The 20,650-nt window shown below is 43.8% G+C and carries 17 protein-coding genes and 1 tRNA gene; all 18 read left to right on the top strand.

Annotation, left to right across the window (positions count from 1 at the left end):
* Positions 1–70: 70 nt before the first annotated feature.
* The 18 genes from OCV54_RS03560 to smc all read left to right on the top strand — a co-directional run bounded on the left by OCV54_RS03560 (position 71) and on the right by smc (position 20,625).
* Positions 71–1,675: a L,D-transpeptidase family protein gene (locus OCV54_RS03560; RefSeq protein WP_055222676.1), complete on the top strand. Its 1,605-nt coding sequence runs from the start codon at positions 71–73 to the stop codon at positions 1,673–1,675.
* A gap of 9 nt (positions 1,676–1,684) precedes the next feature.
* Positions 1,685–1,772: transfer RNA gene (locus tag OCV54_RS03555), tRNA-Ser, on the top strand.
* A gap of 68 nt (positions 1,773–1,840) precedes the next feature.
* Entirely contained in the window at positions 1,841–2,656 is an 816-nt protein-coding gene (locus OCV54_RS03550; RefSeq protein WP_242849647.1) for a purine-nucleoside phosphorylase, read from the top strand.
* A gap of 15 nt (positions 2,657–2,671) precedes the next feature.
* Positions 2,672–3,154: a ribonuclease HI gene (gene rnhA / locus OCV54_RS03545; protein ID WP_055222672.1), complete on the top strand. Its 483-nt coding sequence runs from the start codon at positions 2,672–2,674 to the stop codon at positions 3,152–3,154.
* A gap of 17 nt (positions 3,155–3,171) precedes the next feature.
* Positions 3,172–5,598, top strand: coding sequence for a homocysteine S-methyltransferase family protein (locus tag OCV54_RS03540; RefSeq protein ID WP_022216443.1), 2,427 nt, complete (start codon positions 3,172–3,174; stop codon positions 5,596–5,598).
* Positions 5,599–5,784: 186 nt separating this feature from the next.
* Positions 5,785–6,261 (top strand): acetolactate synthase small subunit, encoded by a 477-nt coding sequence (ilvN, locus tag OCV54_RS03535; RefSeq protein ID WP_015534958.1) that lies wholly within the window; start codon positions 5,785–5,787, stop codon positions 6,259–6,261.
* 70 nt (positions 6,262–6,331) lie between these two features.
* Positions 6,332–7,357 carry a ketol-acid reductoisomerase gene (ilvC, locus tag OCV54_RS03530; RefSeq protein WP_015534957.1) on the top strand — a complete coding sequence of 342 codons (1,026 nt, stop codon included), beginning with the start codon at positions 6,332–6,334 and terminating at the stop codon, positions 7,355–7,357.
* 203 nt (positions 7,358–7,560) lie between these two features.
* Positions 7,561–8,058, top strand: coding sequence for a transcription elongation factor GreA (gene greA / locus OCV54_RS03525; protein ID WP_015534956.1), 498 nt, complete (start codon positions 7,561–7,563; stop codon positions 8,056–8,058).
* Between the two features lie 9 nt (positions 8,059–8,067).
* On the top strand, positions 8,068–8,607 hold the full coding sequence (locus tag OCV54_RS03520) for an anti-sigma factor family protein (RefSeq protein WP_022216444.1): 540 nt from the start codon (positions 8,068–8,070) through the stop codon (positions 8,605–8,607).
* A gap of 42 nt (positions 8,608–8,649) precedes the next feature.
* Positions 8,650–11,295 (top strand): DNA polymerase I, encoded by a 2,646-nt coding sequence (gene polA, locus OCV54_RS03515; protein ID WP_055222670.1) that lies wholly within the window; start codon positions 8,650–8,652, stop codon positions 11,293–11,295.
* Complete coding sequence (coaE, locus tag OCV54_RS03510; protein WP_238050279.1) at positions 11,282–11,890, top strand: dephospho-CoA kinase; 609 nt, start codon at positions 11,282–11,284, stop codon at positions 11,888–11,890. The genes polA and coaE overlap by 14 nt, the downstream gene beginning before the upstream one ends.
* Before the next feature lie 132 nt (positions 11,891–12,022).
* Complete coding sequence (gene pta / locus OCV54_RS03505; RefSeq protein ID WP_055222666.1) at positions 12,023–13,054, top strand: phosphate acetyltransferase; 1,032 nt, start codon at positions 12,023–12,025, stop codon at positions 13,052–13,054.
* Positions 13,055–13,111: 57 nt separating this feature from the next.
* The gene (locus OCV54_RS03500) at positions 13,112–14,305 is read left to right on the top strand and encodes an acetate/propionate family kinase (RefSeq protein ID WP_055222664.1); all 1,194 of its coding nucleotides are present in this window, start codon (positions 13,112–13,114) and stop codon (positions 14,303–14,305) included.
* Positions 14,306–14,423: 118 nt separating this feature from the next.
* Positions 14,424–14,939 (top strand): YceD family protein, encoded by a 516-nt coding sequence (locus tag OCV54_RS03495; RefSeq protein WP_015534953.1) that lies wholly within the window; start codon positions 14,424–14,426, stop codon positions 14,937–14,939.
* 13 nt (positions 14,940–14,952) lie between these two features.
* The gene (gene rpmF / locus OCV54_RS03490) at positions 14,953–15,135 is read left to right on the top strand and encodes a 50S ribosomal protein L32 (protein ID WP_004850916.1); all 183 of its coding nucleotides are present in this window, start codon (positions 14,953–14,955) and stop codon (positions 15,133–15,135) included.
* A gap of 229 nt (positions 15,136–15,364) precedes the next feature.
* Positions 15,365–16,375 carry a phosphate acyltransferase PlsX gene (plsX, locus tag OCV54_RS03485; protein ID WP_022216447.1) on the top strand — a complete coding sequence of 337 codons (1,011 nt, stop codon included), beginning with the start codon at positions 15,365–15,367 and terminating at the stop codon, positions 16,373–16,375.
* Positions 16,375–17,064, top strand: coding sequence for a ribonuclease III (gene rnc / locus OCV54_RS03480; protein ID WP_022216448.1), 690 nt, complete (start codon positions 16,375–16,377; stop codon positions 17,062–17,064). Before plsX ends, rnc begins: the two co-directional genes overlap by 1 nt.
* A gap of 3 nt (positions 17,065–17,067) precedes the next feature.
* Positions 17,068–20,625 (top strand): chromosome segregation protein SMC, encoded by a 3,558-nt coding sequence (gene smc, locus OCV54_RS03475; protein ID WP_055222663.1) that lies wholly within the window; start codon positions 17,068–17,070, stop codon positions 20,623–20,625.
* Positions 20,626–20,650: the final 25 nt, after the last annotated feature.

The raw sequence follows: 20,650 nt of genomic DNA, 5'->3' as shown, positions 1-20,650 counted from the left end.
GCATATAATATTATGTATGTTGGATGTAAGTTCGCATGGAATTATGTGTGAAGGGGAAGAGCGTGATTTTATGAACAATAACACAGATGATAACAATATAGATAAAGATAATGTGAACACTGATGCCACTGAAGAGATAGTTGCTGAAGAGACAATATTCGGGGGGACAGAGACCGAACCGGAGACTGCGGCATCGGATGCAGCCATTCCCGATGGAGTAGGGATACCGATATTCCCAGATAATGAAGCTTCTGATGAAGCGGACGAACCGGATGACAAGCCTGCAAAAAAGACTCACAGGGCTTTGAAGATCACAGCGGCTATATTTGGAGCGGTGGTCGTATGTACATATATAGTTATATCGATATGGTTCATGTTCCATTACAACTACAAGACATACATCAATGATATAGACTATTCGTTTTACTCACTTGATGATGTCGATGCATACATAGAGAGTTACATACAGGATTATTCCCTCACACTCAAGCTCAGGGGCGGTGAGGAACATGTCATAAAACCAGAAGATATATCGCTTGATATAAAGCCGAATATAACAGCCAAGAAGATCATAAGCGAACAAAATGGCTTTCTCTGGCCTTATTACATGCTAAAGAGAAAAGATTATGACCTTTACTATTCAGCGTCATATGACAAGGATGCTCTCGAGAAGCTTTTGAAGAGCTATGACAGTCTTGACGAGTCCAAGATGGAGAAACCGGAAGATGCCTATGTTAAGATCAAGGATGGAGAATCAACAATTATTCCTGAATCTGAAGGAAATTATCTTGATTTTGACAGATTATGCTGTATAATAGATGAGGCGATTGTTAAAGGTGAATCCGTGCTTGATGTATCGGAAAGTGACGCATACGAGAGTCCTGAGCTCACAGCCGACAGTGAAGAGATAGTAAATGAGCAGAAGGAACTTGCAAAGATCCTTGAGATGACCATTACATATGAGATAGATCAGGTGTCATGGAAGCTTACCAGCAAGGAATATGGCGACTGGATCAGCAACGTAAAAGGAAAATGGAAATTCTCAGAAGACAAGGTGCGTGAGTATGTCGAGGATATCGCAAGCAGATACGATACATACGGTGTGCCGAGGAATTTCAGAACTCATAATGGTGATGTCATCACTCTGGCGAATACCTGGTATGGCTGGATGATCGATGTGGACGGTGAGACAGAAGAGCTCATGAAGCTTCTTGAAGCCGGAGAGTCCACAACACATACACCGCCGTTTGACTGCTACGCTGCAGTTTATCACGATGGCGGCGATGATATCGGTGATTCATATATCGAATGTGATTTTGGCCAGCAGCATGTATATGCATATGTAGACGGCAATCTTGTGTGGGATTCCGACTGCGTAACCGGAAGCCTTGCAAACAATGGCAAATACAGAACACCTGAAGGTGTATATACGATCCTGTATAAGAAGACACCTGCTGTGCTTATCGGCGATGACTATGAGACTCCTGTAACATACTGGATGCCATTCATAGGCGAGCTGGGAATCGGATTCCATGATGCATCGTGGAGAAGTTCATTCGGCGGTGATATATACAAGAACAGCGGATCCCATGGATGTGTAAATCTTCCTGTATCCGCGGCAGAACAGTTGTTTAATATAGTATATGACGGAATGCCTGTCATCTGCTATTATTAAAGTGTAATTGGAGACGTACCCAAGAGGTTGAAGGGTCCGCACTCGAAATGCGGTAGGTCGGGCAACCGGCGCGAGGGTTCAAATCCCTCCGTCTCCGTTATAACTTATATAGATCCTGGTCAGGAATAATATCCTGACCTTGTTTTGTATTATGGGGGTGATGATTTGGTAACATACGATCAGTTGACGGAGGCTGCCTCGTATTTGAGACATGCGATAGGAGATGTTCCTGATATAGCCTTTATCCTGGGCAGTGGTCTGGGACATATGGCGGACGTTATTGAGAACCCTGTGTATGTGGATTACGGAGATATTCCACATTTTCCTGTATCTACAGTAGCAGGACACAGAGGCCGCTTCGTATACGGATGTATCCACGGGAAAAAGGTCCTTATCATGCAGGGACGGGTCCATTATTATGAAGGATACGATATGAGCCAGGTTGTCATGCCTGTCCGTGTAATAGGGCTGCTTGGTGTAGATAAGCTTCTGCTCACAAATGCTGCAGGCGGAATATCTGAGAAGCTTGAGCCGGGCGATATCATGATGATAAGTGATCACATTTCAACATTTGTACCATCGCCACTCATTTGCAGTTACTATAATAAATTGGGTGTGAGATTTCCCGATATGACACATGTCTACGATGTGGAGCTGAATAGCTATATCAGAGAAGCATTTGCTGAAAATGATATTGATTTCAGGTCGGGTGTATATATTCAGGTCACCGGTCCTCAGTATGAGACTCCTGCAGAGATAAGAATGTTTGCGGGAATGGGGGCAGATGCAGTTGGAATGAGCACTGTATGTGAAGCCATAGCTGCAAGACATATGGGAATGCGTGTCGCAGGTCTTTCCTCAATATGCAACAAAGCTGCAGGCCTCGGCGGAGAGCTTTCGCACGAGGAGATCATTGCGGCGGGCGATGAAGCGTCAGGAAGACTTGTTCGTATCATAGACTCATTTATACAGAAAATATAATTATGGAGATCATATATGGATGTAATATTGTACACTGATGGATCTGCCAGAGGCAATCCAAATGGACCTGGTGGATATGGTGCTGTTCTTCAGTTTATCGATGCAAATGGACAGCTTCATGAGAGAGAATACAGCCAGGGATATATAAAGACAACAAACAATAGAATGGAGCTTATGGCGGCGATAGTCGGGCTTGAGGCTCTTATAAAGCCATGTAATGTGAAATTGTATTCAGATTCACAGTATCTGTGCAACGCATTTAACCAGCACTGGATAGAGGGCTGGATCAAAAAAGGCTGGAAGCGCGGCAAGAATGAACCGGTCAAAAACCGGGATCTGTGGGAACGTCTGCTTGCAGCAAAAGCACCACACAACGTGGAATTCCTGTGGGTCAAAGGTCATGCCGGCAACCCTGGAAATGAGAGATGTGACATGCTGGCAACAGCAGCCGCAGACGGCGATGGAAAAATAACTGATGAAGGTCTGGATCAGGCCTGAGTACGAGGAGATAAGACATGAAAAAGGCAGATTTCAGAAAACTGTTTGATGATAAGATACTTATACTTGATGGAGCCACAGGAACAAATCTTATGAATGCAGGCATGCCTCTTGGCGTGTGCCCCGAGAAATGGATACTTGAACGTCCACAGATAATGTTTGACCTCCAGGTTGCATATCTGAACGCCGGCACAGATATTCTGTATGCTCCAACCTTTACATGTAACAGGATAAAACTCAACGAGTATGGGCTTGCCGATGATCTTGAGGACATGAACAGAAGACTTGTAGAATTGTCTAAGGAAGCGGTCAAGGCTGCAGGCCATGGCCTCGTGGCGGGCGATATCACCATGACCGGCGAGATGCTCTATCCTATGGGAAAACTGAAGTTTGAAGAGCTGGTCGACGTGTATAAGGAACAGATAAAGGTCATAGACGAGAGTGGTTGTGACCTGCTTGTGGTCGAGACCATGATGAGCCTCGCTGAGACCAGAGCTGCGGTTATTGCGGCAAATGAAGTGTCAGATCTCCCTATAATCGCCAGCCTTACATTCAACGAGGATGGACGTACCCTGTATGGAACCGATCCTGTGACAGCAGTAAATGTTCTTCAGAATCTTGGAGTGGCAGCTATAGGTGTAAACTGTTCCACAGGCCCTGATAAGATGGTCGAGCTTGTTAGACAGATGAAGAGCATCGCATTTATCCCTGTATTTGCAAAGCCGAACGCCGGAATGCCGGAGCTTGTAAATGATAAAAGCGTATATCGGATGACCCCTGAGGAATTTGCTGAAGATATGAAGATGATAATCGAGGCCGGGGCCGGAATGGTTGGTGGCTGTTGCGGTACGAGACCTGAACACATAAAGGCTCTTGCTGATATGGCTTCCAAGATGCCTGTTCCTGAGATAAGTTCAGAGCATGTCAGATGTATATCATCTGAGCGTTCATCTCTCATAATAGATCTGGATGCTCCGTTTAAGGTTGTTGGAGAGAGAATCAACCCGACTGGAAAGAAGAAGCTTCAGGCTGAGCTCAGGGAGGGATCTCTTGAGCTTGTCATGAATATGGCCGAAGAGCAGGTAGATAAAGGCGCTTCAATACTTGATATCAATGTCGGTATGAATGGTATCGATGAGAGAGATATGATGCTTAAGGTAGTATATCAGGTATCGCAGGCTGTAAACCTTCCGTTATGCCTTGATTCCAGCTCACCAGAGGTACTTGAGGCGGCACTTCGTATCTATCCGGGACGTGCGCTTGTCAATTCAGTATCCCTTGAGAAGGTGAAGATGGAAGAGATACTGCCTCTTGTAAAGAAGTACGGAGCTATGTTTATTCTTCTTCCTCTGTCGGATAAGGGGCTTCCGGAGAGTCCACAGGAGAAGGAGGACATAATCAACACGGTGCTTGGCACTGCGTATGAGATGGGATTTACGAAGAATGATGTGGTTGTGGACGGACTTGTTGCAACGGTCGGTGCCCAGAAGGACGCTGCCATCAACTGCCTGAAAACCATAAACTACTGTTATAACAACGGACTTGCAACCATCTGTGGTCTGTCCAACATTTCATTTGGACTTCCTGAGAGAATGTTTGTAAATACAGCATTCCTCACCATGGCTATCTCTCGTGGACTTACGATGGCTATAGCAAATCCTTCCCAGACCATGCTCATGAATGCTGCATTTGCTTCTGATATGCTGCTTTTCAAGGAGGAGAGCGATGTCCGTTATATTGAGAATGTCAAACCTCTTGAGCTTGCCTCACCGGGAGCGGGTGCATCCGGCGGCAAAGCAGGATCTGATCTGGAGGGAAAAAGCCAGATATACATAGATGTTCTCAAGGGAAATAAGAGATCAATACTTGACGATGTACACGCTGTGCTTGACAGCGGAGCTGATCCCCAGTCCATCATAGATAACGATCTGATAGGTGCGATAAATGAGGTTGGACGACTCTTCGAGAAGAAAAAATATTTCCTGCCACAGCTCATATCAAGTGCTGAGACCATGGAGATGGCGATAGGTGTTATAAGTCCACTTGTTCTGAAGGACAAGGACAGCTCTGATATGCCTACCATAGTCGTGGCGACAGTTGAGGGCGATATACATGATATAGGTAAGAACCTCGTGGTTCTTATGCTCAGAAACTATGGATTTAATGTTATAGATCTCGGCAAGGATGTTCCTTGTGATGTGATAATACAAGCGGCAAAGGATAATAACGCCAGCATAATCGGACTGTCAGCCCTCATGACAACCACCATGGTCAAGATGAAGGATGTTGTTGAAGCTGTGAAGGAGAATGGCCTGGACAGTAAAGTTGTTATAGGCGGTGCAGTTATAACCGAGAGCTACGCCGAGGAGATCGGTGCGGATGGATATTCCGAGGATGCGGCAAACTGCGTGGTTGTAGTCAAGAATCTTCTGGGCATAGAGTAAATATTTGGAAAAATCCGGATATCTCACTATAAGTTTTGGGGTATTTGTAAATACACAACAAAAATTATCAGAAATAACAGATAAAAATAATTACAAAATTCACGTTATAAATTGACATTAAAGTGGTTTATAACTATAATAATTTAGTACATTTTAAAGAGACGAGTTGAAAGGTGGTACATATAGATGGGTAATATTGTTTTGTCACTGCTTGTTGACAACACATCAGGAGTTTTGAGCAGAGTGTCAGGACTGTTCAGTAGAAGAGGCTATAACATTGACAGTGTGACAGTAGGAGAGACTGAGAATCCTGCTTATTCCAGAATGACTGTTGCGGTTAGTGGCGATGAAGCCAGTCTCATCCAGATTAAAAAGCAGCTCAACAAACTTGAGGATGTAGTAGATATCGTAGAACTTGAGCCGGGCAAGTCTGTGTGCAGAGAGCTTGTACTTGTCAAGGTCAAGGCAAATCCATCTGAGAGAAAGGATATTATCTCAGTTGCAGATATTTTCAGAGCGAATATAGTTGACGTTTCCAAAGATTCGGTTATTATAGAACTTACGGGAACAACAACCAAGTGTGAGGCGTTCCTCAGACTGCTCGATGGACATGAGATAGTTGAGCTTGTACGCACAGGTCTCACAGGTCTCATCAGAGGTTAACACGTTTTTAATTATCCAAGTGGTAGTTAATATATAAGTCATTTTATACATATTTAGGAGGATTAAAGAAATGGCAGAAGCAAAGATTTATTATCAGCAGGATTGCAATCTTTCATTACTTGATGGAAAGACAATCGCAATCATAGGATATGGTAGTCAGGGTCATGCACATGCCCTCAACGCTAAGGAGTCAGGATGCAATGTCATCATCGGTCTTTACGAGGGAAGCAAGTCATGGGCTAAGGCTGAGGCACAGGGATTTAAGGTATACACAGCCGCTGAGGCTGCAAAGCAGGCTGATATAATTATGATTCTTATCAACGATGAGTTACAGGCAGATATGTACAAGAAGGATATCGAGCCAAACCTTGAGCCAGGTAACATGCTTATGTTCGCTCATGGTTTCAACATTCACTTCGGTTGTATCAAGCCACCAAAGGATGTTGACGTAACAATGATCGCTCCAAAGGCACCTGGACACACAGTACGTTCAGAGTACCAGGCAGGAAAGGGTACACCTTGTCTTGTTGCTGTAGAGCAGGATGCTACAGGTAAGGCACTTGACCTTGCACTTGCATATGCACTTGCAATCGGTGGAGCAAGAGCCGGCGTTCTTGAGACAACATTCAGAACAGAGACAGAGACAGACCTCTTCGGTGAGCAGGCAGTCCTTTGTGGTGGTGTTTGTGCACTTATGCAGGCTGGTTTCGAGACACTTTGCGAGGCTGGTTATGATCCAAGAAACGCATACTTCGAGTGTATCCATGAGATGAAGCTTATCGTAGACCTTATCTACCAGTCAGGATTCGCTGGAATGAGATATTCAATCTCTAACACAGCAGAGTACGGTGACTATATAACAGGTCCTAAGATCGTTACAGCAGAGACAAAGAAGGCTATGAAGCAGATCCTTAAGGACATCCAGGATGGTTCATTTGCTAAGGAGTTCCTCCTTGACATGTCACCAGCAGGACGTCAGGTTCACTTCAAGGCTATGAGAAAGCTTGCTTCAGAGCATCCATCAGAGAAGGTTGGAGAGCAGATCAGAGCACTTTATAGCTGGAACAACGAGTCAGACAAGCTTATCAACAACTAATTTCTGGTTATATATTTAAACGTATACACTTTACCCGGTAATTACTGCATGCAGTGGTTGCCGGGTATTTTTTATGAGGGCTGTATCCGCACTGGATACAGGCAGCCGCCATGATAACTAGTGCAGCAACACCTCATTTTACTTTGAATGGATTTTGTGATAGTATATATAAAGTATTGCGTTAGATTTGGAGGCGTATCGATATGGGTAAGCAGCTTACAAAAAAAGACATCGAAAAGATGGAACAGGAGATCGAATATAGAAAATGTGTAGTCAGGAAGGAGAAGCTTGAAGCCGTAAAGGAGGCAAGAGCTCAGGGGGATCTCAGTGAGAATTTTGAATATTATGCAGCAAAGAAAGACAAGAATGCCAATGAGCGAAGGATCAGATATCTGGACAGGCTTGTCAGGACTGCAGATATAATAGATGATACCTCAGCAGACGATGAGGTTGGAATTGATAACACGGTAACCGTTTATTTTGAGGATGACGACGAGGAGGAAACATACAGAGTTGTCACAAGCGTTCGTGCTGATGTGCTTGACGGAAGGGTGAGCAACGTATCACCTATAGGCAGGGCGATCATGGGACACAAGGTTGGCGACAGAGTCCAGGTCGTTCCAGAGAAGGGTGAGCCGTATTATCTGGTCATAAGAAAGATTGAAAACACACAGGATGATGGATCATTTGAGATTAACTAGGTGGATCATATGAATTGTTTGGAAGCACAGTCAAAGATAATGGCGTTTATTGAGAATAAACTCCCTGACGATGAACTCAGAGAGTTTATTAAGCATGTCAGATCATGCAAAAACTGCTATGAAGAGCTGGATATCTATTACACGCTTATAGTTGGTATGAAACAACTGGACGAGTCTGATAATATATCTACAGATTTTAAGAATGCCCTGGATAAGCATCTTGAGGAAGAGATGAACAGACTTACCACGGTAAAGAGAATAGCAAATTCCACGATACTGGTCGGAATTGCAGCCGTTGTTGCCGGACTTATATGGCTGTACAGCGGTGCTCTTGACAAGGTCTACAACTATGAACAGAATTCCAAACTCAGTGAGCAACCTGAATACTATTATGCTGAATTCTTTGGCTCAAGACTTTTGGACGATTCCCGCTATGATCTCAGTGATATCGACAGATATTACGAAGAACAAAACAAAGTCAGGGATGAAAGTACGGAATTTATGCAGAATATCAAAAAATATAATGCGAATCATAAGGGTATCGAATAGTCAGAATACTCTATGGCGAGCGGTAAATAAGAGGAGGTTTTCATGCCAGATACAGGTAAAAAGATATTGATAATAGATGGACACAGCATACTTAACAGAGCTTTTTACGGGCTTCCGGATCTCACCAACTATGAGGGACTTCACACGAATGCTGTCCTCGGTTTTCTTAATATTATATTCAAGATAATCGACGAAGAGAATCCGACAAATGTATGCGTGGCATTTGACGTTAAACAGCCTACATTCAGACATCTTGTGTACAAAGAGTATAAGGGCACAAGAAAGCCTATGCCGGATGAACTGCGTGAGCAGGTACCACTCATAAAAGAAGTCTTGACAGCGATGAACGTCACCATAGTTGAGAAGGGTGGTTATGAGGCTGATGACATTATAGGAACATTGTCAAGAGTTGCAGATTCTGCCGGATACAAAGTCGTGATAGTATCGGGTGACAGGGATCTTCTGCAGCTTGCAACAGACAATATCCTCGTCCGTATTCCGAAGACAAAAGCAGGTGGAACCACGATAGAGAACTATTACGCAGATGATGTGAAGGATCTCTACGGAGTTACACCAGTCCAGTTTATAGATATGAAGGGACTTATGGGAGATACGTCAGATAACATCCCAGGGGTTCCTGGAATAGGCGAGAAGACCGCATCCAAGATCATTCAGCAGTGGGGATCTGTGGCCGGAGCTCTTGAACATATAGACGAGATCAAACCTCCTAAAGCCCAGAAAAATCTTGCGGAGTTCTCAGAACAGGCAATAATGTCCAGGGAGCTTGCAGCGATCAAGCTTGACTGTGAACTGGATTTCAAGCTTGAGGATACCACATATGAGAACGCGTTTAATGACAGTTCATACAACATTTTCAAAAGGCTGGAATTCAAGAGTCTCTTAAAGAAGTTTGACAACAAGCAGACCGTAAGTGAACTGAAACCGGATATAACAGTGGTACATTCTACAGCCGACTTTGCTTATATCGAGGATGCTGCAAAGAAATCAGGAGCTGTCGGTGTATACGTTGCCCACAGTGATGACATGATGCTCGGCATAGCCGTTGCCTGTGATTCAAAGGATGTGTATGTGATAAACTGTTCATCGGGTATAGATCCTGATGAGGCAGTCAAATTCATATACGATCTGAAGAATGCCGGAATCATCATATGCATGGAGGATCTTAAGAGCGCGCTGAAATATGTAGATTTTCATGAATGTGACACAAATGTACTTGATATAGGAGTGGCAGCATATCTCCTTAATCCGATGGAGGATTCATACGATTACGATGATGTCGCAAAGGAATATCTTGGCAACATACTTCTTTCTGAGAAGGAACTCATCGGCAAAGATGAATTGAATATATTTACATTTATAAGTGATAATTTCCTTGAAGTATTTTCGTACAAGGCGGTCGTTCCGCTCCTTGCAAAGGATATCGTCATGGATAAGCTTGCCAAAGAAGGCATGCTCGAATTGTACAATAAGGTTGAGCTCCCTACCGTTTACACCTTATACGACATGGAAAAACGCGGAATAAGAGTCGATAAGGCAGAGCTTGAGGAATACAGCAAAAAGCTTGAGAAGAGGATTCAGGAGCTTCACGATTCGATAATCGGTTACGCAGGAAAAGAGTTCAATATCAATTCTCCGAAGCAGCTTGGACCTATCCTTTTTGAAGATATGGGCATACCGGGCGGCAAAAAGACCAAGACGGGCTACTCAACAAGTGTGGATGTACTTGAAAAGGTCAAAAACGAACATCCTATCATCGGAGATATTCTGGAATACAGACAGCTCACAAAACTCAATTCCACATACGCAGTGGGACTTGTGAACTATATATCGGATGACGGACGTATTCACGGAACCTTTAACCAGACTATCACGGCAACCGGAAGAATAAGCTCAACAGAGCCTAACCTTCAGAATATACCTATGAAGCTGGAACTCGGAAGACTTATCAGAAAGGCATTTATCCCTAAGGAGGGATATATATTTGTAGATGCCGATTACTCACAGGTAGAGCTTCGTGTACTTGCCCATCTGTCGGGAGATGAGGTTATGAAGAATGCCTTTCTGAATAACGTGGATATTCATGCCACTACGGCATCTGAGGTGTTTGAGGTTCCGATTGGTGAAGTGACACCTCTCCAGAGACGGCATGCCAAGGCAGTCAACTTCGGAATCGTGTACGGAATCAGCGCATTTGGTCTGAGTGAGGATCTGGGTATATCCAGAAAAGAGGCTTCAGATTTCATTGCAAAGTATTACGACACCTATAAGAGTATAAAAGCGTATTTGGATGAACAGGTAGCCCACGCAAAGGAAAAAGGCTATGTGACGACCATGTTCGGAAGGATCAGGCCTATCCCTGAGCTGAAGTCATCCAACTTTATGCAGAGGAGTTTTGGCGAGAGGGTTGCCATGAATTCGCCTATACAGGGAACCGCTGCGGACATAATCAAGATCGCCATGGTGAGAGTTAACATGAAGCTCAAGGAGCTCGGACTGAAGTCACAGCTTATCCTGCAGATACACGATGAGCTTCTTATAGAGGCTGCCGAGGATGAAGTGGACATAGTGAAGAAGCTTCTCGTTGATGAGATGATGCATGCCGCAGATATGACCGTACCTCTTGAGGTGGGCGTTGCATCAGGAAATAACTGGTATGAGGCAAAATAATATGAAGATCATAGGAATAACTGGTGGTATCGGTTCTGGAAAAACTGCTGTGCTTGATATAATGCAGCGAGACTACGGAGCATTCATTATGGAGGCCGACGCTCTGGCTCACAGACTTATGGAACCGGGACAGATATCATACAATGACATAGTGGAACACTTTGGAAGAGATATTCTTGATGAAGACAGCAGAATCGACAGAGCAAAGCTTTCAGCGGTCGTTTTCAGCGATCAGAAGCAGCTCGATATCCTCAATTCCATAACCCACCCAAATGTAAAAAAGGCCATTCTTGAATCCATGGAGGAGCAGAAAAAGTCAGGATGCAGACTATACGTTCTTGAAGCTGCACTGCTTATCCAGGATGGGTATTTGGACATCTGCGATGAGATGTGGTATGTCTATGCAGACGTTTCAAAACGAATTGAACGTTTGTGTGCTTATCGCGGATTTACCGATGAAAAAGCAAGAAAAGTCATCGCTTCGCAGGAGCCTGACAGCTATTATGAGGAAAATTGTTCAAAAAAGATAGACAATTCAGGTAATTTAGAAAAATTGAGAAACCAGCTTAAGCTGGCGATGGAAATTGAGTGTTAGATTTTTTTAGTTATTATCACGGATTGTACGGATAAAAAGACAATTTTTTTGGCTATTTCTATTGAGAATAATGGGGCAATGAGTTAAACTTTAACTATGTGTGTTTTCATTATTTCAAAGGGGGAAATAAACATGAAGTTTATTGATCAGTTAAAAGAAAAAGCCAAACAGAATAAGAAAACGATCGTACTGCCTGAGACATCAGACATGAGAACAATCGAGGCAGCCGGCAAGGTATTGGCAGAGGGCATTGCGAACATTATCCTGGTTGGAGACAAGGAAGATATCATGAGCAGAGCTGGTGATATCGATCTCAGCGGAGCATCATTTGTTGACCCTAAGAATTATGAGAAATTTGATGAATACGTGGATGCTTTTGTAGAGATGAGAAGAAAGAAGGGCATGACCGAGGCAAGAGCCAAGGAACTGCTTTTAACAAACCCATTATATTTTGGATGTATGATGGTTAAACAGGATGATGCAGACGGTATGGTTGCCGGTGCGATCAACGCATCAGCAGATGTGCTCCGTGCAGCACTTCAGACACTGAAGACTGCTCCGGGAACAAGAATCGTATCAGCATTCTTCCTGGTTGTAGTTCCAGATTGTCAGTATGGTGCCAATGGAACATTTGTATTTGCAGATGCAGGACTCAATCAGAGCCCGTCAGCGTCAGAGCTTGCAGATATTGCAGAGCAGTCAGCGAAGTCATTTGAACTTCTGGTTGATGAGACACCTGTTGTGGCTATGCTGTCACATTCAACAAAGGGAAGCGCAAAGCATCCTGACGTTGACAAGGTTATTGAAGCTACAGAGATCGTTAACGCTGAGTTCCCTGACCTTCTGTGTGATGGTGAGCTTCAGTCAGATGCAGCACTCGTTCCTGAGGTTGCAGCATCAAAGGCACCTGGAAGCAAAGTTGCAGGACATGCGAATGTTCTTGTGTTCCCTGATCTTGATGCAGCGAACATCGGATACAAGCTTGTACAGAGACTCGCAAAAGCTGATGCATATGGTCCTGTTACACAGGGTATTGCAAAGCCTGTAAACGACCTGTCAAGAGGCTGTGTTGCAGACGATATAGTTGGAGTTGTTGCCATAACAGCTATCCAGGCTCAGGCTCAGGAGGACGGCAGAATGAAGGTAACTCCAAAAGAGAGATAGTAAAAGATAATTTTTAAAGATGATTTATTTACACATAAGTTGTGCAGGAGGATTGAAATGAAGGTTCTTGTAATTAATTGTGGTAGTTCATCACTGAAGTATCAGCTTATTGATTCTGATACAGAGGCTGTTATAGCAAAAGGACTGTGTGAGAGGATCGGTATCGACGGAAAGCTCACACATCAGACCATGGGTAAGGATAAGTATACAGTGGATGCCGCTATGCCGGATCACAATGCTGCTGTAAAATTTGTTCTTGACGCTCTTCTTGATACAGATAAGGGAGCTATCGCTTCACTGTCAGAGATCGACGCTGTTGGACACAGAATAGTTCACGGCGGTGAGAAGTTTGCGAATTCAGTAGTTATAACAGACGAAGTAATGGCGGCCATAGAAGAGTGTAATGATCTTGCACCACTTCACAACCCTGCCAACCTCATTGGAATCAGAGCATGTCAGGCACATATGCCGGGTGTTCCTATGGTTGCGGTATTTGATACAGCATTCCACCAGACCATGCCTGATAAAGCATATACATATGCAATACCTTACGAATATTACGAGAATTATAAGATAAGAAGATACGGTTTCCACGGAACAAGCCACAGCTTTGTATCCAAGAGACTGGCAGAGCTTATAGGCAGGGATATCAAAGATACCAAGCTTATCGTATGCCACCTTGGAAACGGATCAAGTATCACAGCAGTTGACGGCGGTAAGTCAGTGGACACTTCCATGGGACTCACACCTCTTGCAGGTCTTCCTATGGGCACAAGAAGCGGTGATATAGATCCTGCGATTCTTGAGTTCATTGCCGGCAAAGAGGGCAAGAGCGTTGAGGAGATAACAACTATTCTTAATAAGAAGTCAGGTGTATCAGGACTTTCAGGCGTATCAAGTGATTTCAGAGATCTTGACGCCGGCATGAAGGATGGCAATGACAGATGCCGTCTTGCTCTCGATGTATTCTGCTACAGTGTCAAGAAATATATTGGAGCATATGCAGCCGCAATGGGAGACCTTGATGCGATAGCGTTTACGGCAGGAATCGGAGAGAACAATCCATATGTAAGAAGAGTATCAACAATGGATCTTTCATTCATGGGTATCGATATAGATGAGACTAAGAACGAGATCCGCGGCGAAGAGCAGAAGATATCCACTGACGCTTCAAAGGTTCAGGTATGGGTAGTTCCTACAAACGAAGAGCTTGCCATTGCAAGAGAGACTGTAGAGCTTGTTACAAAATAAGTCTTCTGTATAACGACAGGATTCAGTTGACGGAATTGTATAAAAATTTTGCAATATTTTGTTGACAATAAATATCTGTATATGTATAATAGCAGATGTGCGATTTTTAGGAGATATTATGTTAATTGATTTATCTGAGATTTTATCCACTGAGGGATTGACTAAAAGCGTTGAAGTACATGTAGACTTTGATAGTTTCCAGTTTAAGGGAATGGACTACCGGATTGGACAGGCAGATGATTTTCAACTGAATCTGTCGAATGACGGCAAGAACAGAGTCAAGGTTACCGGAAGCACTGATGTTGTCATGGAGCTTGTGTGTGACAGATGTCTGGAGGAGTTTGAGAGAACTTTCCATATAGATATCGACACAGTTATTGATACTTCCGTTTTGGATTCTGATAAGGTAGATGAGATAGATGAGTTAAGCTATTTTGAAGACTGTAATATCGATATGGACGCACTGTTGAAAAAGGAACTGATGGGTTTAGTTCCAATACAGATTCTGTGCAGGGATGACTGCAAGGGACTCTGTAAGGTGTGTGGAACGAATCTGAATCATGGTACATGTAACTGTGATGATTTTGTTCCTGATCCGAGATTATCAGTTTTTAATGACATCTTAAAGAATTGAGGAGGTGTGAATAATGTCAATTTGTCCAAAGAATAAGAGCTCAAAGGCTAGAAGAGATAAGAGAAGAGCTAACTGGAAGATGTCTGCACCAGCATTAGTTAAGTGCAGCAAGTGTGGCGAGTTAATGGTTCCACACAGAGTTTGTAAGAACTGCGGTTCATACAACAAGAAAGAGATTATCTCAGTTGCTGAGTAATTTCCAGTTCTCACTCGGTATTTGAGTAGTAGAATAAACAAGACCTTTCTTATTTTTATAATAAGGAAGGTCTTTTTTCGTGCACATATATACATGGTGGTTTGTATATTTGTACTGAAATATTTGACTTTGACAATTCAGAAATATATAATGACCTTGTGCGTTTGCACCTAAAAATAATTATATGGTGGGATATCCCATAATACACGTAAGATAGGAGAGTTTTGATATGGGCGATACAAGAATTGTAGTAGATGCTATGGGCGGAGATTATGCACCGGAGTGGATCATAAGAGGTGCTGTAGAAGCTGTGAACGAAGGGGCAAAGGCTCATATAATTCTCACTGGAAAAGAGGCTGTCATAAAGGGTGAGCTTGCAAAATACACATATGACACCTCCAAGATAGAGATAAAGAACTGTACTGAGGAGATCACATGTCACGATGCACCTGTTCAGGCAATCAGAAGCAAGAAAGACTCATCACTTACAGTTGGAATGAATATGGTAAAAAGTGGAGAGGCTGACGCAATAATCTCAGCCGGAAGCTCAGGAGCCATCCTTGCAGGAGGACAGCTTATCGTCGGAAGATCCAAAGGTGTGAAGAGATCACCTCTGGCACCACTCATCCCTACGACCAAGGGATATTCACTTCTTATTGACTGCGGTGCTAATGTAGATGCGAGACCTGAGCATCTGCTTCAGTTTGCAAAGATGGGTTCCATATATATGGAGAACATCGAGAAGATCGAGAAGCCAAGAGTAGCCATCGTCAATATTGGTGACGAGGAGGAGAAGGGTAACGCCCTCGTAAAGGAGACATACCCACTGCTCAAGGAATGTAAGGACATCAATTTTGTTGGAAGTATAGAAGCTCGTGAGATTCCAAATGGTGCTGCAGATGTCATCGTATGTGAAGCATTTGTGGGAAATGTTATCCTCAAGCTGTACGAGGGACTTGCAAAAATGCTGCTTGGAGAGATCAAGAAAGCGGTCATGTCTTCATTCAAGTCAAAGATCGGCGGTGCACTTATAAAGGATTCCCTCGGAGAGCTCAAGGAGAGATTCAACGCCAAGACAAAGGGTGGAGCACCTCTTCTTGGACTTAAGGGACTCGTAGTAAAGATCCACGGCAACTCACACAACGAAGAAGTTAAGAGTGCAATATTCCAGTGCATCAACTTCAGTGAGACCGGAGTAAACGCCAAGATTGCTGAAAAGCTGAGTGAGGAGCAGGCATAATGAAGAAGGATTATGGTGAGCTTGAAAAAAGAATAGGATACGAATTCAAGGATATAAGACTTCTGATAACGGCTCTGACACACACGTCATTTGCAAATGAGCTTAAGGTTAATAAAACTGAGTCATATGAGAGACTTGAGTTTCTCGGGGATGCCATCCTTGAGTATATTGTGAGTGACTATCTCTTCCGCAAGAAGAGAGAATATGAGGAGGGAAAACTCACAAAGCTGAGGGCAAGTCTTGTATGCGAATTTACTCTTTCACAGATATCCGAGAGTCTTGGATATGGCAAATTTGTCCTTCTTAGCAAGGGTGAAGCCCAGACAGGCGGAAGGACAAGGAAATCCATTCTGTGTGATCTCTTTGAATCCGTTCTCGGTGCGATGTATCTTGATGGCGGAATGGATGTCGCCAAGAAGTTTGTCCATCAGTTCCTGCTGGATGACGTTGAGACAAAATCATTGTTCTACGATGCAAAGTCAACCCTTCAGGAATTCTGCCAGAAGAATGGAAAAGAATTAAAGTATGAGCTCATAGAGGAGAAGGGGCCTGAACATAACAAGATATTTGTATCGGATGCCATGATAGATGGCCAGGCTACAGCCAGAGGTGAGGGTTCAAACAGAAAAAACTCCGAACAGATGGCTGCATACAAAACATTGTTACAATTAAGAAAAAAGCAGGATTAATTTATGTATTTAAAGAGTATAGAGGTAAATGGCTTCAAGTCATTTGCAAACAAGATAGTATTCAAATTCAATCACGGAATAACCTGTATCGTTGGACCTAATGGTTCGGGTAAGAGCAATGTAGCGGATGCAGTGAGATGGGTTCTGGGTGAACAGAGTGCCAAGAGTCTCCGTGGTTCCAAGATGGAGGATGTCATTTTCTCGGGAACACAGCTCAGAAAGCCGCAGGGCTCCGCATATGTTGCCATAACTCTTGACAACAGCGATCACAGCCTTCCTATAGATTATAATGAAGTCACAGTTGCAAGACGAGTATACAGATCAGGAGAGTCTGAATATCTGATTAACGGTACTGTCAGCAGACTGAAGGATGTATATTCTCTCTTCTTTGACACCGGTATCGGTAAGGAGGGTTATTCAATCATCGGACAGGGCCAGATCGAGAAGATCCTCAATGGTAAACCTGAGGAGAGACGAGAGCTTTTTGACGAGGCTGCCGGAATCGTAAAGTTCAAGAAGAACAAGGCTGCTGCGGAGAAATCACTTGAAGCAGAGAGGGACAATCTCAGCCGTGTCAACGACATTCTCAAGGAGCTTGAAAAACAGGTCGGACCACTCAAGGAGCAGTCTGAGACCGCAAGGAAATACCTGGCATTTAAAAATGAATTAAAAAAACTCGATGTGAATGCATTCCTTCTCGAGACAGAGAAACTTAAAACAGCTCTCGAGGAAGATCAGAACAGGCTCACTATCGTAAACGATGATATAGATGAGAGCAAGCAGGCGTATGAACAGACAAAGGAAGAATACGACCAAATAGAGACTGCTATAGAGCAGCTCAATTCCATAATTGAGTCATCTAAAAACGAGATTCATGAGAACAGGCTTGCAAAAGAGCGTGCTGAAGGTGAGATAAATGTTATCAACCAGCAGATAATCACACTCAAAATGAACGATCAGAACATACATGATCAGATAGACCGAATCAACAGCCAGATCGAGTCCGGCGAGGAAGAACTCGCAGATTACACATCCCAGAAAGATGAACTGGATGACTCTATCTCAGAAGTTGAACAGGCACTTAAAACAGCCCAGAAGGAAAGCTCCGACATGACCTCCTACATAGAGGCCTGCCAGCAGGAGATTGAGAGCTGCAAGGCTGACATCATAGAATATATGCATGAGAGCGGTAATCTCCAGGCAAAGGTCGGAAGATATGACGCCATGCTGGAGAATATCAACTTTAGAAAGACACAGCTCAACCAGAGACTTCTGCAGTTTAAGAGCGACGATGCCGGGGACAAGAAGGAATATGAGTCACTGTCATCACAGCTTGCCGAACTTGAGGCGGGAGTAAAGGTCATTCTCGCGGGATTGGACAGTGCAACCGATCAGCTTGCCCAGAATCAGAATAGAAACAAAACTAACCGTGAGCTGATCCACAACACCAACGAGAAGCTTTCGGCCACAGAGTCCAAGATGGAGGCTCTCAGAAATATAACTGAGAGATACGACGGATACGGCAACAGTATCAGACGAGTCATGGAACAGAAACAGTGGAATCCGGGCATAATAGGCGTTGTTGCGGACATAATCACGGTAAATCAGAAGTACGAGGTCGCTGTGGAGACTGCCCTTGGCGGAAGTATACAGAACATTGTCACTGAGGACGATGCCACTGCCAAGAGAATGATCTCATATCTGAAGACCAACAGACTCGGACGTGCAACATTTCTTCCGCTTAACACCATAACAGACCGCGGTTCCGTCAGAAATGATGTGCTCAGGGAAAAAGGAGTCATAGGAGTTGCATCAGATCTTGTTGAGGTCGATTCCAAATTCAACACGCTGGTAAAGAACCTTTTAGGCAGGATCATAGTTGTCGACAATATCGATAATGCCCTGGCGGTAGCGCGTAAGAACAATCAGTCGCTCAGACTTGTCACCATAGAGGGAGAACTGATAAATCCGGGCGGATCAATGACCGGAGGTGCATTCAGGAATTCCAGTAACCTTCTCGGAAGAAAGAGAGAACTGGATGAACTCAAGGAGCAAATCGATAACCTGAAATCAACAGCGTCAAAGGCTGCGGCTCTCGACGCACAACTTAAGACTTCAAGAGATCAGCTCAGACAGGATATAGACAAATACAACTCCGAACTGCAGCAGGCATATCTGAAAAAGAATACTCTGACCATGAGTATTGACCAGGTCAAAGAAAAACTTGCCGAATCTGAAAGAGTATTTGTCTCGATCGAGAAAGAGGTAGCAGAGCTCAATAATCAGATAACGGAGATAAACAACAATAAGGATTCTCTTGCCGACAACAACAAAAAGCATGAAGCCATGAGGCTTGAAGCTGAGGCAAGAGTGGAAGAACTTGAGGGACAGGGACAGGAGAACAAGGATAAGCTCACCGCTGCAAACGCAAGGGTATCTGAGCTTATGATTAAGTTTAATTCCGTCAAGCAGAAAGAGGACTTCATTGTAGAAAATATCCGAAGAATAAATATGGATATCGAAAAATACAAGGAAGAACTTGAGGGCTTTACAAGCCGCGTGGAGTCATCATTCAGTGAGATCACAGAGCTGGAAGACAGAATAGCTGCTATAAAGACAGATATCGCAAGCAGAACCGGAAGTATCGCTTACAACGAGGACAAGGTAAACGAATTCTCAGTCAAGAGAGAGGAATTACAGCAGAGCCACAAGGAATTCTTTGCCAGACGAGAAGAACTTTCCGAAAAGATTGCAGGACTCGAGAAGGACTCATACAAGCTCACATCGATAATCGAGAAGAACACTGAGAAAGCAGACGAACTCAGCAACTATATGTGGGAGGAGTATGAGCTTACATACAGCAGTGCCCAGGAACTCAAGGACGATAATCTTCCTGAACTGCCGGCACTAAAGAAGGAGATCGTTGCAGTAAAGGCCAAGATCAAATCCCTTGGAGATGTCAATGTCAATGCCATAGATGACTACAAAGAAGTCTCTGAGAGATACGAATTTCTCAAGGGACAGCATGACGATATAGTCAGTGCGGAGACCAACCTTGTAAATATCATTGCGGAGCTTGAAAAATCAATGCAGGAGCAGTTTGCCGAGAAGTTCAAGGAGATACAGGTCATGTTCGACAAGGTATTCAAGGAGCTGTTCGGTGGTGGACGTGGTGCACTTGAGCTGGTTGATACCGAGGATCTTCTTGAAACAGGTATCAGGATCATAGCACAGCCACCTGGAAAGAAGCTCCAGAATATGATGCAGTTGTCAGGTGGAGAGAAGTCCCTCACCGCCATAGCACTGTTATTTGCAATTCAGAGTCTGAAGCCATCACCTTTCTGTCTGCTGGACGAGATAGAGGCGGCTCTTGACGACTCGAACGTAAGAAGATTTGCACAGTATCTCAACAGGCTTACAAAGGATACGCAGTTCATAGTTATATCACACAGAAAGGGAACCATGGAGGCTGCTGATATCCTGTACGGTATAACCATGCAGGAGAAGGGTGTATCTACCCTCGTATCAGTCAACCTTATTGAGAACGATCTGGATAAATAACAATAGAAGATATTAAACAGGAGGT

Source organism: Coprococcus aceti, assembly GCF_025567285.1.
GTDB classification, from domain to species: domain Bacteria; phylum Bacillota; class Clostridia; order Lachnospirales; family Lachnospiraceae; genus Coprococcus; species Coprococcus aceti.
This window is presented reverse-complemented; position numbering and strand designations above follow the sequence as displayed.

Bases quoted from the DNA above. Each gene is read 5' to 3' on its own strand.
- OCV54_RS03560 (WP_055222676.1), top strand. From the start codon at position 71: ATGAACAATAACACAGATGATAACAATATAGATAAAGATAATGTGAAC.
- rnhA (WP_055222672.1), top strand. From the start codon at position 2,672: ATGGATGTAATATTGTACACTGATGGATCTGCCAGAGGCAATCCAAAT.
- OCV54_RS03540 (WP_022216443.1), top strand. From the start codon at position 3,172: ATGAAAAAGGCAGATTTCAGAAAACTGTTTGATGATAAGATACTTATA.
- ilvN (WP_015534958.1), top strand. From the start codon at position 5,785: ATGGGTAATATTGTTTTGTCACTGCTTGTTGACAACACATCAGGAGTT.
- ilvC (WP_015534957.1), top strand. From the start codon at position 6,332: ATGGCAGAAGCAAAGATTTATTATCAGCAGGATTGCAATCTTTCATTA.
- greA (WP_015534956.1), top strand. From the start codon at position 7,561: ATGGGTAAGCAGCTTACAAAAAAAGACATCGAAAAGATGGAACAGGAG.
- OCV54_RS03520 (WP_022216444.1), top strand. From the start codon at position 8,068: ATGAATTGTTTGGAAGCACAGTCAAAGATAATGGCGTTTATTGAGAAT.
- polA (WP_055222670.1), top strand. From the start codon at position 8,650: ATGCCAGATACAGGTAAAAAGATATTGATAATAGATGGACACAGCATA.
- coaE (WP_238050279.1), top strand. From the start codon at position 11,282: ATGAGGCAAAATAATATGAAGATCATAGGAATAACTGGTGGTATCGGT.
- pta (WP_055222666.1), top strand. From the start codon at position 12,023: ATGAAGTTTATTGATCAGTTAAAAGAAAAAGCCAAACAGAATAAGAAA.
- OCV54_RS03500 (WP_055222664.1), top strand. From the start codon at position 13,112: ATGAAGGTTCTTGTAATTAATTGTGGTAGTTCATCACTGAAGTATCAG.
- OCV54_RS03495 (WP_015534953.1), top strand. From the start codon at position 14,424: ATGTTAATTGATTTATCTGAGATTTTATCCACTGAGGGATTGACTAAA.
- rpmF (WP_004850916.1), top strand. From the start codon at position 14,953: ATGTCAATTTGTCCAAAGAATAAGAGCTCAAAGGCTAGAAGAGATAAG.
- plsX (WP_022216447.1), top strand. From the start codon at position 15,365: ATGGGCGATACAAGAATTGTAGTAGATGCTATGGGCGGAGATTATGCA.
- rnc (WP_022216448.1), top strand. From the start codon at position 16,375: ATGAAGAAGGATTATGGTGAGCTTGAAAAAAGAATAGGATACGAATTC.
- smc (WP_055222663.1), top strand. From the start codon at position 17,068: ATGTATTTAAAGAGTATAGAGGTAAATGGCTTCAAGTCATTTGCAAAC.